The organism is Rhodococcus sp. RS1C4, assembly GCF_002258225.1.
GTDB classification, from domain to species: domain Bacteria; phylum Actinomycetota; class Actinomycetes; order Mycobacteriales; family Mycobacteriaceae; genus Rhodococcoides; species Rhodococcoides fascians_E.
Genome location: NZ_NOXZ01000003.1, coordinates 18,014 through 33,401 on the forward strand (window position 1 = coordinate 18,014; position 15,388 = coordinate 33,401).

Genomic DNA, 15,388 nt, shown 5'->3' on the forward strand with positions numbered 1-15,388 from the left:
CCGTCAATCGATCCGACGCTTGTGGGCCCACCTGGTCAGGGCGTTGCGATTGGATTGCTGTGTCTTCCGCAGCACGTTCGACGCGTGGGTCTCTACGGTCTTGACCGAGATGAACAGATCCTCCGCGATCTCTCGATACGTGTAACCGCGCGCCAACAACCTCAACACTTCGAGTTCGCGCGGTGTCAGCGAATCCAGCTCCGGATCCAGCGGCGGCTCCGGAACGGCCGAATTGCCGGTGAAGGAGTCGAGAACGAACCCGGCGAGTCGAGGCGAGAACACCGCGTCCCCGCCTGCCACCCGCCGCACGCCGTCGGCCAGTTCGGCTCCTGAAATGGTCTTGGTGACGTAACCGCGTGCACCGGCTCGGATCACGGCGATGACGTCCTCGGCTGCGTCGGACACCGACAACGCCAGACACACCGGACCGGACGATATACGTCCGAGTACCGCCACACCACCGCCGTCGGGCATGTGCACGTCCAAGAGGACCACGTCGGGCTTGGTCGAGTCGATTCCCGCTACCGCGTCGGCAACCCCGCCTGCCTCACCGACCACCTCGATATCGCCTTCGCGCGCCAGTTCGGCTCTGACTCCGGAGCGGAACACTGCATGGTCGTCGACGAGAAAGACACGGAAGGTGTCGGTCACCGGGGCTGCTCCTGCGGTAGTGGTTGTTCGGACGTCTGCGATTCAGAGGATGTGATGTGGTCGGCAACATGAATCTGCCTGTCGGGAGCCGAATCGTGCCGGGGCATCAGGATGCGCACTTCGGTTCCTCTGCCCACGGTGGAGCGTACCGACACCTGACCACCTCGACGTTCGATTCTGCCGTGGATGGATTTCGCGAGTCCTTGCCGATCCGTCGGCACCAGGTTCTCGTCGAAACCGCTGCCGCGATCGCGCACGAAGACCGTCACCTTGTCCGCCTCGGTCTCGGCGAAGAGGTCGATGTTGGTCTCGCCGGAGTGCTTGGCTGCGTTGACGAGCGCTTCCCGCGTCGCGCCGAGCAAAGCGGTGAAGTGCTCACGTGGAAGCCCGGAGTCGGAGTTCTCGGCCGAGAGTTGCACGTCCCCGACTGTGATCGGCCGAACCGTGACGCCGTGCTGATCCTCCACCTCGCCTGCGATGGTCTTCAGCGCCTCGGACAGGGACGAATGATCGGTGTCCCCGCCCTCGAACAGCCACTTCCGCAGCTCTCGCTCCTGCCCACGGGCCAGACGCATCACTTCCTGCGGCTGATCCGACTGTTTCTGGATGAGCGCCAGCGTCTGCAGCACGGAATCGTGCAGATGGGAGGCGATCTCCTCGCGCTCGTCGTTCCGAATACGAGCCGACCGCTCGGCGTTCAAGGTGCGCCACAGACGCAACCAGACCGGGACCGTCAGCAGACCGGCCCCGACCAGTGTCACGATGACCGCGAGCAACGAGGACCTGATCGACGCGATGTCCACCCTGGCCAGCACCACGACGCAGAGTCCGAGAATGATCAACGTCGCGCCGCCGACGACGCGAGCCCAGCTGAGGACGGTCGGCTTCTTCGGCATCCCGAGCAGAGACCTCGGACCTTCGGAGTCGAACTCCCGCCATACGAGCGCCGCACCGACGATCACCACGACGACAGGAACGAGTACCGACGCCGCCGTGCCGTTCAGCAGCCACGCCAAGCCGGCCGCGAGCCCGAGGCCGAGCGCCGCGAGACCCAATGCCCGCTGGCGCTCGGCCGAACTCGGCCGGTCCACGTCGTCACCTGCCGGGGTGAACACCCACAGCAACCCGTAGGCGAAGATTCCGGCGCCCGCCATGACGGCGAGCAACGCAAACGCGACTCGGACCTTGAAGACGTCGACACCCAGATGGTCGGAGAGTCCACCTGCGACTCCGCCCACGATCCTTCCGCCGCCGCGCCGGTAGAACTTCACCGGCTCGGCGCCCGGGGAAGAGGACGCGGCATCGACAGGGAGCACGTCATCGATCCTGGCACGAATCGAGCCGCACCCGCATCAGGGTCTCCCCTGATTTCCGCACCGGACCGATGTCAGGACGGAATCGCGCGCCACTCCTCGGTTCTGTCGGCGGTCGCCTCGGCAAGAGCCTTCTTCGTGGCGTCGGCGTCGTAGTCCTTGCCGTACACCGGCGTACCAGGCTGCTGACGCCACGATTCTTCGAGCGTGCCGGCGTCCACCGGCTCGAATCCCAGAGCGTCGACGACGTCGAAGACGAGCTTCTTGCCCGGCCCGTCGGCACCCGCGACGGGAAGCGCGATTCTCGTCCGGGTGGACGCAGCGTCGGTTCCGGCGGGAACGCCCTTCTCGAGAAGATGCTTCCACCAGATTCCGTTGAACACCTTGAACACATCCGACGATCGATCACCGAAATGCTCGGCAACCCACACGCTTTCGGGCTTGCCGTTCTCGATCTCGGCGATCAGGCCGTCGCGCTGCTGCGGGTAGTAGTTGTTGGTCTCGATGATCGGCGCGCCTGGCTTGGCCGCATCGAGAATGTCCGACGCCAGGTCCGGGGTGTTCTTCTGTGGAATGCTCACGATAACGAGATCGGCGTCGGCGGCTGCGTCCTTGCTCCACACTGCCTCGGCGCCGGTGTCGGCAGCCAACTCGGCCAACGTCTCCGGTGCACGCGAATTCGACACGCGCACGTCGTGTCCGAGTTCGGCCAGCTTGCGGGTCAGGGTGCCGCCGATGAGCCCGGCCCCGATGATTCCGATCTTCACGCGTTTCTCCTTCGTGATGCGAATGGTCGTTCTCGAAGTAGCAAGCCGTGGGATGCCGAGAACATTCCTGCAACTCGTGCGTGAAGGTAGGGAAAACATCAGGGCGATCCCCGATGGTCTCCGTGCACCCGACGGGCCACGATGGTTCCATGAGCAACTTGGCCGTCTCCGAACAGCTACAGCAGATGTGGCGTACGCGCCCGTATCGGTTGCCACAGCGTGGCCATGTCGCGGGTGTCGCCGCCGGCATCGGCTACCGCTACGGCGTCGATCCCGTCCTCGTTCGCGTCGCGCTCGTCGTCGGCACCATCTTCGGCGGAGCAGGCATCGTCCTGTACCTCGCCGCCTGGCTGCTCTTCAGCAAGGCAGGAGATGCAGCCTCTCCCGCCGAGTCGCTGATGGGCAGAGGCACCAGCTCGGAATCCAACACCAAGATCGTGGTCCTGATCGTGGCGCTGATCATCGCGGTCTCCACCCTGGGTCCCGTCGGTGTCGGATTGGGCGGATCCGGCGCCATCAGCATGGTCGCGCTTCTCGCCGGACTGTGGCTACTGCACCAGAGGCAGCCGCAACCACCCGAGTTCCTGCCCGGCGGTGCACAGGTCTACGCGCAACAGGATTTCCCGATCTCGTTCAACACGCCGTACACCCCGGCGCCGTGGGCAGGTGCCAACTACCGCCCGCCCAACTATCGACCCGCGGGCTACACACCTCCCGCGTACTCGCCGTACACGACACTGCCCACGACGTACGTTCCGTCCACACCCCCACCCACCGACCGGTCGACGGGTTCCGAGGTGAACCTGAACAAATACGAGTCCGCGGCGCCGGCCCAGCCGACGACGGACACGACCACCGGCCCGACACCACCGTCGTGGGATCCGTTGGGCGTCGCCCCCTTCGCCTGGGACCTACCCGAACCGACGACTGTTCACCTTCCGGCGTCGACCACTCCGAAGAAGCGGCGCTCACGGTGGACGTCGAGTTTCATCGGGTTGGCCCTGCTCGCCGCAGCCGTCACCGGCGGCATCGCGGCGGCAACGGGGTCGGAGTGGCTCTCCCCCGCACGCATCGGGGCCGTAGCTCTCGGTGTCCTCGCCGTCGGACTGATCCTCGGCGCATTCCTACGCAAGGGGTACGGCCTGCTGGTCGTCGCATTCCCTGTACTCGGTTTCGTGATCCTCGCATCCATCGTGGGACCGGTGAACTTCGACGGCGCAACCAGCGGGTCGGTCGATGCACGGCCGACGACGGTCGCGCAACTCCAACCGTCGTACAGCATCGCCGGCGGTGACCTCCAACTCGACTTGCGCGGCCTCGCCCTCACCGACAACCGAACTGTCGCAATCGATGTCACCGGAGGAAACGCGACCATCTGGGTACCGTCGACGATGACAATCGACCCGACCTGCGTGGCAGTCATGGGATCGGCTGCCTGCGGATCCGGTGGCCTGCAGCGCGGCACCGACGCAGCCGAGGACGCCCCTGTTCTCACCATCGACGGAGATGTCCGTCTCGGAAACTTGGAGATCATCCATGAATAGCAGCGAGTACGGAGACAGTGACACCGACACGGCCGAAGAACGAAACGCGCGCACCCGACCCTCGGCGTTGCTGTTTCTCTCCGGACTCGTGGCCCTGCTGGTCAGCGTCAGCGCTCTGATCGGGCCCTCGGCCCTCGAGTCCCTCGGCAACGTTCAGTTCCGCTGGGTCTTCGTCGTCGCGGCGATCGTCGTCGGACTGGCCCTTCTCCTCGCCCCAGGCCGGGGCGGGAAGAAGAACTAGAGAATTCTCACTCCCACTCGATGGTGCCCGGCGGCTTGCTCGTCACGTCGAGAACGACTCGGTTGACCTCCGGAACCTCGTTGGTCACCCGGGTCGAAATGGTTTCCAACACCTCGTACGGCAACCTCGTCCAGTCCGCCGTCATCGCATCCTCGCTCGATACCGGGCGCAAGACGATGGGATGGCCGTACGTCCGGCCGTCACCCTGAACGCCGACGCTGCGCACATCCGCGAGCAGGACCACGGGGCACTGCCAGATCTGCTGATCCAAGCCCGCCGCGGTCAGTTCCTCACGGACGATCGAATCGGCCTGGCGCAACGTGGCCAATCGGTCTCGCGTGATCTCGCCGACGATGCGAATGGCCAGACCGGGCCCGGGGAAGGGCTGGCGGCCGACGATTTCCTCGGGAAGACCCAACTCGCGGCCCACTGCCCGGACCTCGTCCTTGAACAAGGTACGAAGAGGCTCGACGAGGTCGAACTGCAGATCGTCCGGCAGACCGCCGACGTTGTGGTGGCTCTTGATGTTGGCGGTGCCGGATCCCCCACCGGACTCGACCACGTCCGGGTACAGCGTGCCCTGCACCAAGAACTGAACCTCCGCACCCTGAGCAGCGTTGTCACCCAACACCTCAGCGACAGCACCCTCGAAGCTACGAATGAATTCGCGGCCGATGATCTTGCGCTTCTCCTCGGGATCGGAGACGCCGTCGAGGGCACCGAGGAACGTGTCGACCGCATCGACGGTGACCAGCTTGGCGCCGGTCGACGCGACGAAGTCCTGCTGGACCTGCTCCCGCTCGCCCTCTCGCAGCAGACCGTGGTCGACGAACACACACGTCAGACGGTCACCGATCGCACGCTGCACCAAGGTTGCCGCAACCGCGGAATCCACACCCCCGGACAGTCCGCAGATGGCGTGACCGTCCGGCCCGACCTGCTCCTGGATCTGCTCGATCAATGCGTCGGCGATGTTGGCCGCCGTCCACTCCGCCTTGATTCCGGCTGTCTCGTGCAGGAACCGACCGAGGACCTGCTGACCGTGCGGCGAATGCAGCACCTCGGGGTGGTACTGGACACCGGCGAGCCTGCGCTCGGCGTTCTCGAACGCAGCCACGGGAGCGCCGGCGCTCGTCGCCGTGACCGTGAACCCTTCCGGAGCCTCCGTCACAGCATCACCGTGACTCATCCACACCGGCTGCGTCGCAGGAAGACCGTCGTGCAGGACACCGCCATCGACGGACAGCTGCGTCCGGCCGTACTCACGAGTCCCCGTGTGCGCGACGGTTCCGCCGAGTGCCTGCGCCATCGCCTGGAAGCCGTAGCAGATACCGAAGACCGGAAGATCGAGATCGAACACCTTCGCGTCGAGAGCAGGCGCGCCCTCGGCGTACACACTCGACGGCCCGCCGGACAGAACGAGTGCAACCGGGTTCTTGGCTGCAATCTCCTCGACGGTCGCGGTATGCGAGATCACCTCGGAATACACATTCGCCTCACGCACACGACGCGCGATGAGCTGGGCGTACTGGGCACCGAAGTCGACTACGAGAACGGGCCGAGGCAGGGCGGGATCAGGCTGCTGCGATGCGGTCACCGGAACAGTCTAGTGGCGCGCGACAGGCTGGTTCCACGCAGCATCTTCTTACGCGGCACCGGTGGTGGCGGGTTTCGGAGAGCGGATCTCGACGATGGGCAGACGCAACGCTGCGGGCGCGGACACCGGCACCACCGGAGCGTTGGGAGCGATCGGCTCGATCCGTTCGTAAGCGAGACCCTGGCGCGGCCGTAGATCCTGCTCACCCCTGTTGGGCCACAGCGCCGCTGCACGCTCCGCCTGAGCACTGATGGTCAGCGACGGATTCACGCCGAGGTTGGCCGACACGGACGACCCGTCGACGACGAACATCGTCGGGTACCCGTGGACGCGGTGATACGGGTCGATGACGCCGTGCTCGGCGTCGGACGCGATGGCGCAGCCACCGAGGAAGTGAGCGGTCAACGGAATGTTGAACAGCTCACCCCATGTGCCGCCCGCGACGCCCCCGATCTTCTTCGCTATACGCCGCGTCGCGTCGTTGCCCTCAGGGATCCACGTCGGGTTCGGTTCGCCGTGTCCCTGCTTGCTGGACACCTTGCGACCGAACAGCCCACGCTTGGTGAAGGTGGTGATCGAGTTGTCGAGGTTCTGCATCACGAGCGCGATGATCGTGCGCTCGCTCCAGTTCTTGGTGTTCACCACCCGCAGGAAGTCGAGCGGATGAGCCAGCAGCGCGAAAACGAACTTGAGCCATCGCGGAATGCGCCCACCCCCGTCGGTCATCAGCGTCTGCAACAGGCCCATCGCGTTGGAACCCTTGCCGTAGCGGCACGGTTCGATGTGGGTGTTCGACGACGGGTGGAACGACGACGTGATCGCCACTCCCCTGGTCAGATCCATCTCCGGGTCGACCTTCAACTTGGCGGCACCGACGATGGATTCGGAGTTGGTACGCGTCAATTCACCGAGCTTGTCGGACAGACGCGGCAGTGCGCCGGTGTCCTTCATCTTGTGCAGCAAATTCTGCGTACCCCACGTGCCCGCGGCCAGGACGACGTGCGACGCGGTGTAGGTCTTGGGGTGCTTGCGAACCCACGCGCCGGTTCGCTCGGTGGCGACGTCCCACGTGCCGTCGGGCAGAGCACGAAGACCTGTCACCGTCGTCATCGGGACGATCTCGGCTCCGGCGCGCTCGGCAAGGGCGAGGTAGTTCTTCAGCAGTGTGTTCTTGGCGCCGTGGCGACACCCGGTCATGCACTCACCACACTCGATGCACCCGGTGCGCTCGGGACCGACGCCGCCGAAGTACGGGTCGCCGACCTTCTTGCCCGGCTCGTCGCCGAAGAACACGCCGACCGGTGTCTGAATGAACGTGTCCCCGACGCCCATGTCCTCGGCGACGGACTTCATGACCTCGTCGGCGGGTGTCATGTGCGGGTTACGCACGACACCGAGCATGCGCGTCGCCTGGTCGTAGAACGGACCGAGCTCGCTGCTCCAGTCGGTGATGTGCGCCCACTGCTTGTCCTTGAAGAACGGCTCCGGCGGCTGGTACAGGGTGTTCGCGTAGTTCAGCGAACCGCCGCCCACCCCTGCACCGGCCAGAATGAGGCAGTCACGCAGCAGGTGAACACGCTGGATGCCGTAGCACCCGAGCTTGGGCGCCCACAGGAACCGCTTCAGGTCCCAGCTGGTCTTGGCGAAATCCTTGTCCTCGTAGCGCCGTCCGGCCTCGAGGATGCCTACCTTGTAGCCCTTCTCGACCAAGCGCAGCGCCGTGACGCTTCCGCCGAAACCGGACCCGACGATCAGAACGTCGTAGTCGGTCGTGCGAGCCTGTGTCCCAGCTGTCCGTGTCTCCACTGTTGACCTCCGCGCCTCGTGCGTTACTCAGCCAGCTCCGCCGCACCGCGCACCACCTCGATGTGACTGCGACCACACTCTAGATGACAGCAGCGGCGAACTGACAACAACCCTGTGACAGTTGACACAAGCCACTGTAGCTGTAACTCCAAGTATCACCAACTGAGGTAAGGCTCACTCCGCGCTGCCCCAGGTGACCGAACGTCACGTTCGCTCACTCTCGGCCCCCGAACGCGCGGCTTTCAGCCCACGCGCGCACTGCAACCCGCGCACTCGCTGCAACCCGCGCTCCCGGGCCCCCAGGTGACCGAACGTCACGTTCGCTCCCACCCGGCACCCGAGTTCCCCAGCAAACGACGAAGCGCGCACCCCGATTCGGGGTGCGCGCTGTCGAACGTGGGACAGAGAGGGTCAGGCTCGGACGTTCAGGCCGACTTTCTGGAATTCCTTGAGATCCGAGTAACCCGACTTCGCCATGGACCGGCGCAGACCTCCGACGAGGTTGATCGAACCGTAGGGCTCGCTCGACGGACCGTGCAGGACCTGGTCGAGGCTCGGGCGCTCACCGGCTGCGACGGGCAGGAGTGCGCCTCGCGGCATCGACGGGTGCGCTGCCGCGGAGGGCCAGTACCAACCGCCACCGGGCGCCTCTGCTGCCGCCGCGAGAGGAGCACCGAGCACGGCGGCGTCCGCACCGCACGCGATTGCCTTGGCCAGGCCGCCCGACGTGGTGATGTCGCCGTCGGCGATGACGTGAACATAGCGGCCGCCGGTCTCGTCGAGGTAGTCCCGACGAGCTGCCGCAGCGTCCGCGATGGCCGTTGCCATGGGTACACCGATGCCGAGAACTTCACCGGTGGTGGTGCCTCCCTCGACCGACCCGTAGCCGACGATGACTCCGGCAGCGCCGGTGCGCATCAGGTGCAGCGCGGTGCGGTGATCGCTGACGCCACCGGCGATGACCGGTACGTCGAGCTCGGCGATGAACGTCTTGAGGTTGAGCGGCTCCTCGTCGCCGTGCGCCACGTGCTCCGCGGAGATGATGGTGCCCTGGATGACGAGCAGATCGATACCGGCTGCGACCAGCGCAGGCGTCAGGTTCTTGGCGCTCTGCGGGCTGACGCGGACCGCGACGGTGACACCGGCTGCGCGGACCTGCGCGACGGCGGCAGCGAGGAGGTCCGGTTGCAGCGGTGCTGCGTGCAGCTTCTGCAGGAATGCGACGGGAGCGTCGGCGTCGAAGTCGTTCTCGGCGATCGCGACCAGCTCGTCGAGCTTGGCCTGGACGTCCGTGTGGCGAGCCCACAACCCCTCGCCGTTGATGACGCCGAGGCCACCCTGCTTGCCGAGCTCGATCGCGAATTCCGGCGACACCAACGCGTCGGTCGGATGAGCCAGGACCGGAATGTCGAATCGGTAGGCGTCGAGCTGCCAGGCCGTGGACACCTCCTTCGACGACCGAGTACGGCGCGAGGGCACGATGTCGATGTCGTCGAGCTGGTAGGTGCGACGGGCTTCTCTGCCCATGCCGATTTCAACGAGGTCGCGCACGCGCGCCCCTTTCCCTAGGAGTTCGTCTTGAGTTCAGGCCGATGCGAGCGAAGTCAGCGCACGGTGTAGTTGGGAGCTTCCGCGGTCATCGTGATGTCGTGCGGGTGGCTTTCCTTCAGTCCGGCAGCGGTGATCTGCACGAACTGCGCCTCCTGCAGTTCCTCGATGGAGTTGGACCCGGTGTATCCCATCGCGGCACGGAGACCACCGGTCAGCTGATGGATGACCTGGGACAGCGGTCCGCGGTACGGGACCCGGCCTTCGATGCCTTCGGGGACGAGCTTGTCCTCGGCGAGGACGTCGTCCTGGAAGTAACGGTCCTTGGAGAACGACTTGGCCGCTCCGCGTCCCTGCATCGCCCCGAGCGAACCCATGCCGCGGTAGCTCTTGAACTGCTTGCCACCGACGAGAATCAACTCGCCCGGCGACTCGGCCGTACCTGCCAGCAACGAGCCGAGCATGGCCGTCGACGCGCCCGCAGCCAACGCCTTGGCGATGTCGCCGGAGAACTGGAGACCACCGTCGGCGATGACCGGAACACCGTGCGCCTTGCACGCGGCGACCGCCTCGAGGATCGCGGTGATCTGCGGGGCGCCGACGCCTGCGACGACGCGGGTGGTGCAGATCGAGCCGGGACCGACGCCGACCTTGACCGCGTCCGCGCCTGCCTCGACGAGTGCCAATGCGCCCGCGCGGGTCGCGATGTTGCCGCCGACGACCTGGACGCGTTCTCCTACTTCGGCTTTCAGCTTGCTGACCATCTCGAGCACCGACGAGTTGTGCCCGTGCGCGGTGTCGACGATGAGCACGTCGACACCGGCGTCGGTGAGCGCCATGGAACGCGACCACGCGTCCTGCCCGACACCCACTGCCGCTCCGACCAGCAGGCGCCCGTCGCGGTCCTTGGTGGCGAGGGGGTGCTGCTCGGTCTTGACGAAGTCCTTGACCGTGATCAGTCCGGTGAGAGCGCCCTGTCCGTCGACGATGGGGAGTTTCTCGATCTTGTGCCGACGGAGAAGACCGAGAGCTGCCTCGGCGGTGACGCCCTCGCGCGCGGTGATGAGCGGTGCCTTGGTCATCACGTCGGCGACGCGGCGGTTCTGGTCGACCTCGAAACGCATGTCACGGTTGGTGATGATGCCGACGAGGGCACCGGTCTCGTCGGTCACCGGCAGACCCGAGATGCGGAACCGTGCGCACATCGCGTCGACCTCGGCGAGTGTGTCGGTGGGCTTGCAGGTGACCGGGTCGGTGACCATGCCCGCCTCGGACCGCTTGACGGTTTCCACCTGGGACGCCTGATCCTGCAGTGACAGGTTGCGATGCAGGACGCCCATGCCACCCGCGCGGGCCATGGCGATGGCCATGCGCGCCTCGGTGACGGTGTCCATCGCGGAACTGACCAGTGGGACGCGCAGACGGATCTCGCGGGTGAGTTGACTGGAGGTGTCCACGGCGCTGGGAATCAAGTCCGACGCAGCGGGCAACAGCAGAACATCGTCGAAGGTCAAACCGAGCATGGCGACCTTGTTGGGGTCGTCGCCACCGGTACGGACGTGGGCTCCGGAACTACTCATGCGGATCTGGCCCTCCCTAGAGCCTGTGTGCCCTTCTCGCAGCGCGCGGGCGGTGCACCGGAGAAGACGGCGTGTTCGAAAGCGGATGGAGACAGTGCGGACGAAAAAACATGGACGCGTACGCTCGCTCAGCGCCTGCACACATGGTATCGGCTCCGCCGTTCGCTCGTGAACGCGCACCGGACGGCGTCGTTCGAGCAGGTCGACCGCACCCCGACTGCGGCCGATCGGCCGCCCGGTGGACCTCGTCGCGCGTCGACACGAAGCGTGAACGGCTGGCGCAGACCCACCAGTCCTGCGTACCGTGGAGGCGTGCGCGATCAACTGCCTCCAGGTTTACCGCCGGATCCCTTCGCCGGTGACCCCGCCGACCCCTCGGCCGCCCTCGATGCAATCGAGCCCGGCCAGCCTCTGGACCCCCAGGAGCGGCTCGCCGTCGAGGAAGACCTCGCCGATCTCGCGGTGTACGAGGCACTCCTCGGACACCGCGGTATTCGCGGACTCGTGGTGTGCTGCGAGGACTGCCAGCAGGATCACTACCACGACTGGGACATGTTGCGAGCCAACCTTCTCCAGCTCCTGGTCGACGGGACCGTTCGTCCCCACGAGCCTGCGTACGACCCCGTTCCCGATGCGTACGTCACATGGGACTACTGCCGCGGATACGCGGACGCGTCCATGAACGACGCTCTGCACGGCGACGGTTTCGAGAACTAGTCACCCGATCATACGACTGATGCCCTACACGATTTTCGTGTAGGGCATCAGTCGTATGCGGTGCAGGGCCGGAGGGCGATCAGCCTCCGTTGGTGTCCAGCGTGTCGATCCGGGGAGCAGATGTACCGTCACTCGAACCGCTGGCCGTAGCCGTCGTCTCACCGGTCTGATTCAGAATCGTCGGCCCGGGAGGCGTCGTGGTGACTGCGGGCGGCTCGGTCGTCGGGAGAACCGGATCGCTGGTCGAAGGAACCTGCGACGGGTCGACCGTGCCGGAGACCGGCGGAGGCAGCGGATCCGTGGTGACCGGAACCGAGCCCAACTCGGGTGCACTCTGAACGGGCGCAGGCAACGTCGGATCGACCGGTAGGGGCAACTGCGGAGGAATCGTCGGGATGATCGTCTGGAGTTGCTCGATCAACCGCTGCAGCCAGATCTCCAGATCCGTGCGCTGCGCGTCGTCGGTGACCGCGCCGGCCGCACCCGACGCACCGTCGAGCAGAGCCTGTGCACCTTCGACGTCGCCTGCTGCGATCAGCTGTTCTGCCTGCTCGAGCTTCGACGTCGTGTCGATCTGCGCGACGGTCGAATCTGCTTGCTGCGAGAACACCACGGACTTGACGCTCCACAGCGCGTCGCCCGGTGAGGAGTTGTAGGAGAAGACGACCAAGCCGCCCATCACCAGCGCGATCGCCGCTGCGGCGCCCGCTACCGGGCGGAGCAGACGCTGACGTCCGCGGCTCGACGCCTTGCGGCGTAGCCCTGTCGCGGCAATCTCCTGATCGACGGCTGCCGCCACTTCGTCGAGGTCGGGACCTGCGGGGAGCGCGGGGTGGACGACTTCTGCACGCCAGTTGGCGAGGAGCAGAGCGAGCTGGTACTCGTCCGCGTCGTCCGTCGCGATCGGTCCGTCGCCACGGATTGCCTCGATGAATTCCTCGTCTCGGCGTACCGCTGCGATGTCCACCGGACTCGAACCCACGAGGGTGCTGTCGAGAGAATCCTCGGATGGCGTGGAACCATCCGGGCGGCCGATACGGGGAATGCCATCACGGCCGTTGTTCCTAGCCATACATTTCACCCGCTTTCACAACTTCGTTCTTCAGTTTCGCGATGGCTCGGTGTTGAGCCACGCGGATGGCACCTGCGGTACTACCCACTGCCGCTGCCGTTTCCTCGGCCGACAATCCGACGACGAGTCGGAGCACCAGAATCTCTCGGTGCTTGGCGGGCAAGGTGTCCAGCAGGGCGGTCATCTGTCTACTCGACTCGGAGTCCAGAGCTCGCTGCTCCGGTCCGTGTTCCGTCGACACGACATCTGGTACTTCGGCGGCCGGGTCCGATTTGTTACGGGAGGCGCTTCGATGTGCGTCGGCGACCTTGTGGGCGGCAATGCCGTACACGAAGGCCATGAACGGTCGGCCCTGGTCCTGATAACGCGGCAGGGCGGTCATGACTGCCAAGCAGACCTCCTGAGCCACGTCGTCCGCCGAGAGCTGACCACGCTCGGCGGAGCCCACACGTGCGCGGCAGTACCGCACCACGAGCGGACGGATGATTTCCAGAACTCGGGAGAGTGCGGCTCGCTCGCCCTGCGCTGCGGCAGCGACGAAGGAGTCCAACTCCTCACCCGTGTTGTTCATCGCTCAAGGATTCCCCGCGTTACAGTGACGCCGCCGCATCTCGACAGCGCTTCCACCCGAAGTGGAACCTAGTAAGGATAGCGACCTTCACCCCACTCGATCGAACCACTCGGTCCGTGACTTCACACGGCCGTGAACCGACCACCGCGCCGAGCCAGCTCCGCCTCGCACTCCCGCGCGACCGACTGCGCGGCCGCTCCTCCCCCGACGCCGCTCCACAACATCGCTGCCGCCCAGCGCAACGGTAGGAGTCCGTGCACCTCGCAGGCATCGAGTACACGCTGGGCGCCGTCACCACTTCGTGACAGATCTCCCACGGAGCTGTAGGCGGCAGCCAGCACGAGGTCGGTCTTGACGATGTGGCGTAACGAATCGATCTCGTCGGCACGCCCGCGCGCGTCGAGCGCATGCCGGACCGCGTCGGGCCCTTTTCCCGAGAACATCGCGAGTTCCGCGCGGACCCACCCGAGCCTCAGATGTTGACGCCACAGAACGTCCTCGCGCCCATCTCGCGCCACGATGTGCTCGCATCGAGTCAGCAGCGCGTCCGCGGTGCCGAATCTGCCTACGCCGAGGGCGTCCGCGGCAAGGCCGACGAGAGCATCCGCTCGCGCACGAACGACAGCAGCCTCATTGCCGTCCTCACCCGACGGAGAACTGCGCTCGTCGAGCCCGACCGCAGCGATCGCCGTCCCGTCCACCCGCGCCGCTGCACTGTGCACTCCCCTCTGCCGTATCCATGATGCGCGAGTCGAATACATCTGCGACCGCAGAGACGGTGGAACAGGGCCCGACAGCGCAGCCGCATCGAGCTCGGCCGACGCGGCGAGGTACCTGCCTTGCCCACCGAGTGCGACGGCGCGGTCCCACCGCTCGCGGACGGTCGATGCAGCGGGCAGTGGCCACATACCGGGTTCGGTGCCCCAGGCAGCGCGATGAAGCCGATCGTCCATCGTGTCGACGTTACGACCCGGAGCGGCCCCTGCGACCGTGAGGCTCGGCATTCCTCTCGGTTCACCGTCGAATGGATGGATACTCCTGGCCGCTTCGTGCCCATCGCCGAATATCGTCGAATCCGTCGCGCGACATTCTCGTTTGTTTCACGGAATTAACATGCGCTCCCGGGATGCATTTGATGAGCGCTTTCTGACGAGAATGTAGCCGTAAGGTTAATCGCGGGATTCACTACCCGGGGACCAGTGTTGCTCGCGACCTGATCGAGTCGTTCGAATCCGGCAGACGAATTCCGCGATCCTTCTTCCGACACGACCACGAACCTGCAGGCCAGTGCCCTTTGCTTTCGATCGTGACCGAAGTCCGTCAGACCGCTGTTCATGCTGCGATCGAGAACTCCTCAACGAATCGACCCATGAAGTTGTGTCGAAGTAAATGTCGCCCGCGTTAATTTCTCGAGATACGACTATGCACCTCGCCACGGCGATGGCCTATTGACTCGATTTCATCGCCACGAATAACGTTGGCGTTGTTCACGACAACCGCGATTGCAGTATCTCGCGGAACGAGTTCACCACAAGTTCGGCGCCGCCGCCGGACGAAACCACGAATTCGCATTTCTTCTGTCTTCCACAGGAGCGTCGCCGCATCCGTTGCGGCGAGCAGACACCCTAGGAGTTCTCATGCCGCAGCCGAATCACCTCCCTGGGCCCAATGCAGATATCTGGGATTGGCAGATGCACGGTTTGTGCCGTGGCGTCGACTCGTCGATGTTCTTCCATCCGGACGGCGAACGCGGCCGAGCACGTGCTCAGCGTGAGATGCGTGCCAAGGAGATGTGCCGAACCTGCCCGGTTCTCGCACAGTGCAGGTCCCACGCGCTCAGCGTCTCGGAACCCTATGGAATCTGGGGCGGAATGTCCGAGACCGAGCGGGAGATGTACGCACGCCACAACCGTCGACGAATCGCGGTGTAGCAGGACCACATACGAGAAGCGGGGCCTTTCCTTCGAAGGAAAGGCCCCGC

General features: G+C 65.4%; 14 protein-coding genes. 4 read left to right on the forward strand and 10 right to left on the reverse strand.

The features are described from left to right. Nucleotides 1–3: 3 nt before the first annotated feature. The 3 genes from CH289_RS00190 to CH289_RS00200 form a co-directional block, all read right to left on the reverse strand. Nucleotides 4–651, reverse strand: coding sequence for a response regulator (locus tag CH289_RS00190; protein WP_019663621.1), 648 nt, complete (start codon nt 649–651; stop codon nt 4–6). Next, nucleotides 648–1,967 (reverse strand): ATP-binding protein, encoded by a 1,320-nt coding sequence (locus CH289_RS00195; protein WP_094726963.1) that lies wholly within the window; start codon nt 1,965–1,967, stop codon nt 648–650. The genes CH289_RS00190 and CH289_RS00195 overlap by 4 nt, the downstream gene beginning before the upstream one ends. 71 nt (nt 1,968–2,038) lie before the next feature. Beyond that, a complete protein-coding gene (locus CH289_RS00200; RefSeq protein ID WP_256976891.1) occupies nt 2,039–2,830 on the reverse strand; it encodes an NADPH-dependent F420 reductase in 792 nt (263 codons plus the stop codon). A 14-nt stretch (nt 2,831–2,844) separates the two neighbouring features. Here CH289_RS00200 and CH289_RS00205 point away from each other — a divergent pair, with 14 nt between their 5' ends. Further along, nucleotides 2,845–4,275 carry a PspC domain-containing protein gene (locus CH289_RS00205; RefSeq protein WP_020111132.1) on the forward strand — a complete coding sequence of 477 codons (1,431 nt, stop codon included), beginning with the start codon at nt 2,845–2,847 and terminating at the stop codon, nt 4,273–4,275. Then, on the forward strand, nt 4,268–4,516 hold the full coding sequence (locus CH289_RS00210) for a hypothetical protein (protein ID WP_019663617.1): 249 nt from the start codon (nt 4,268–4,270) through the stop codon (nt 4,514–4,516). Before CH289_RS00205 ends, CH289_RS00210 begins: the two co-directional genes overlap by 8 nt. A 7-nt stretch (nt 4,517–4,523) precedes the next feature. On the opposite strand, the gene guaA is transcribed toward CH289_RS00210, so the two are convergent. From guaA to guaB, 4 genes are all read right to left on the reverse strand, one after another. After that, nucleotides 4,524–6,113 (reverse strand): glutamine-hydrolyzing GMP synthase, encoded by a 1,590-nt coding sequence (guaA, locus tag CH289_RS00215; protein ID WP_020111133.1) that lies wholly within the window; start codon nt 6,111–6,113, stop codon nt 4,524–4,526. A 48-nt stretch (nt 6,114–6,161) separates the two neighbouring features. Further along, entirely contained in the window at nt 6,162–7,919 is a 1,758-nt protein-coding gene (locus CH289_RS00220) for a GMC oxidoreductase (RefSeq protein WP_094708192.1), read from the reverse strand. Nucleotides 7,920–8,330: 411 nt separating this feature from the next. Next, complete coding sequence (locus CH289_RS00225; protein WP_019663614.1) at nt 8,331–9,470, reverse strand: GuaB3 family IMP dehydrogenase-related protein; 1,140 nt, start codon at nt 9,468–9,470, stop codon at nt 8,331–8,333. A gap of 53 nt (nt 9,471–9,523) precedes the next feature. Further along, nucleotides 9,524–11,047 (reverse strand): IMP dehydrogenase, encoded by a 1,524-nt coding sequence (gene guaB / locus CH289_RS00230; RefSeq protein ID WP_170945130.1) that lies wholly within the window; start codon nt 11,045–11,047, stop codon nt 9,524–9,526. 312 nt (nt 11,048–11,359) lie between these two features. Between guaB and CH289_RS00235 the strand changes: the two genes are divergently transcribed. Then, nucleotides 11,360–11,764, forward strand: a complete 405-nt coding sequence (locus tag CH289_RS00235; protein WP_026347520.1) for a DUF5319 domain-containing protein — start codon at nt 11,360–11,362, stop codon at nt 11,762–11,764. Nucleotides 11,765–11,843: 79 nt separating this feature from the next. Here the strand turns inward: CH289_RS00235 and CH289_RS00240 are convergent, their stop codons facing one another. From CH289_RS00240 to CH289_RS00250, 3 genes are all read right to left on the reverse strand, one after another. Continuing rightward, complete coding sequence (locus tag CH289_RS00240; protein ID WP_094726965.1) at nt 11,844–12,836, reverse strand: anti-sigma-D factor RsdA; 993 nt, start codon at nt 12,834–12,836, stop codon at nt 11,844–11,846. Then, nucleotides 12,829–13,407, reverse strand: a complete 579-nt coding sequence (locus CH289_RS00245) for a sigma-70 family RNA polymerase sigma factor (RefSeq protein WP_019663610.1) — start codon at nt 13,405–13,407, stop codon at nt 12,829–12,831. The genes CH289_RS00240 and CH289_RS00245 overlap by 8 nt, the downstream gene beginning before the upstream one ends. A gap of 122 nt (nt 13,408–13,529) precedes the next feature. Further along, entirely contained in the window at nt 13,530–14,360 is an 831-nt protein-coding gene (locus tag CH289_RS00250) for a hypothetical protein (RefSeq protein ID WP_026347519.1), read from the reverse strand. Nucleotides 14,361–15,044: 684 nt separating this feature from the next. Here CH289_RS00250 and CH289_RS00255 point away from each other — a divergent pair. Next, entirely contained in the window at nt 15,045–15,338 is a 294-nt protein-coding gene (locus CH289_RS00255) for a WhiB family transcriptional regulator (protein WP_026347518.1), read from the forward strand. The last annotated feature ends 50 nt before the right edge of the window (nt 15,339–15,388 follow it).

Bases quoted from the DNA above. Each gene is read 5' to 3' on its own strand.
- guaB (WP_170945130.1), bottom strand. From the start codon at position 11,047: ATGAGTAGTTCCGGAGCCCACGTCCGTACCGGTGGCGACGACCCCAAC.
- CH289_RS00200 (WP_256976891.1), bottom strand. From the start codon at position 2,830: ATGTTTTCCCTACCTTCACGCACGAGTTGCAGGAATGTTCTCGGCATC.
- CH289_RS00250 (WP_026347519.1), bottom strand. From the start codon at position 14,360: ATGGACGATCGGCTTCATCGCGCTGCCTGGGGCACCGAACCCGGTATG.
- CH289_RS00245 (WP_019663610.1), bottom strand. From the start codon at position 13,407: ATGAACAACACGGGTGAGGAGTTGGACTCCTTCGTCGCTGCCGCAGCG.
- CH289_RS00240 (WP_094726965.1), bottom strand. From the start codon at position 12,836: ATGGCTAGGAACAACGGCCGTGATGGCATTCCCCGTATCGGCCGCCCG.
- CH289_RS00205 (WP_020111132.1), top strand. From the start codon at position 2,845: ATGGTCTCCGTGCACCCGACGGGCCACGATGGTTCCATGAGCAACTTG.
- CH289_RS00210 (WP_019663617.1), top strand. From the start codon at position 4,268: ATGAATAGCAGCGAGTACGGAGACAGTGACACCGACACGGCCGAAGAA.
- CH289_RS00255 (WP_026347518.1), top strand. From the start codon at position 15,045: ATGCCGCAGCCGAATCACCTCCCTGGGCCCAATGCAGATATCTGGGAT.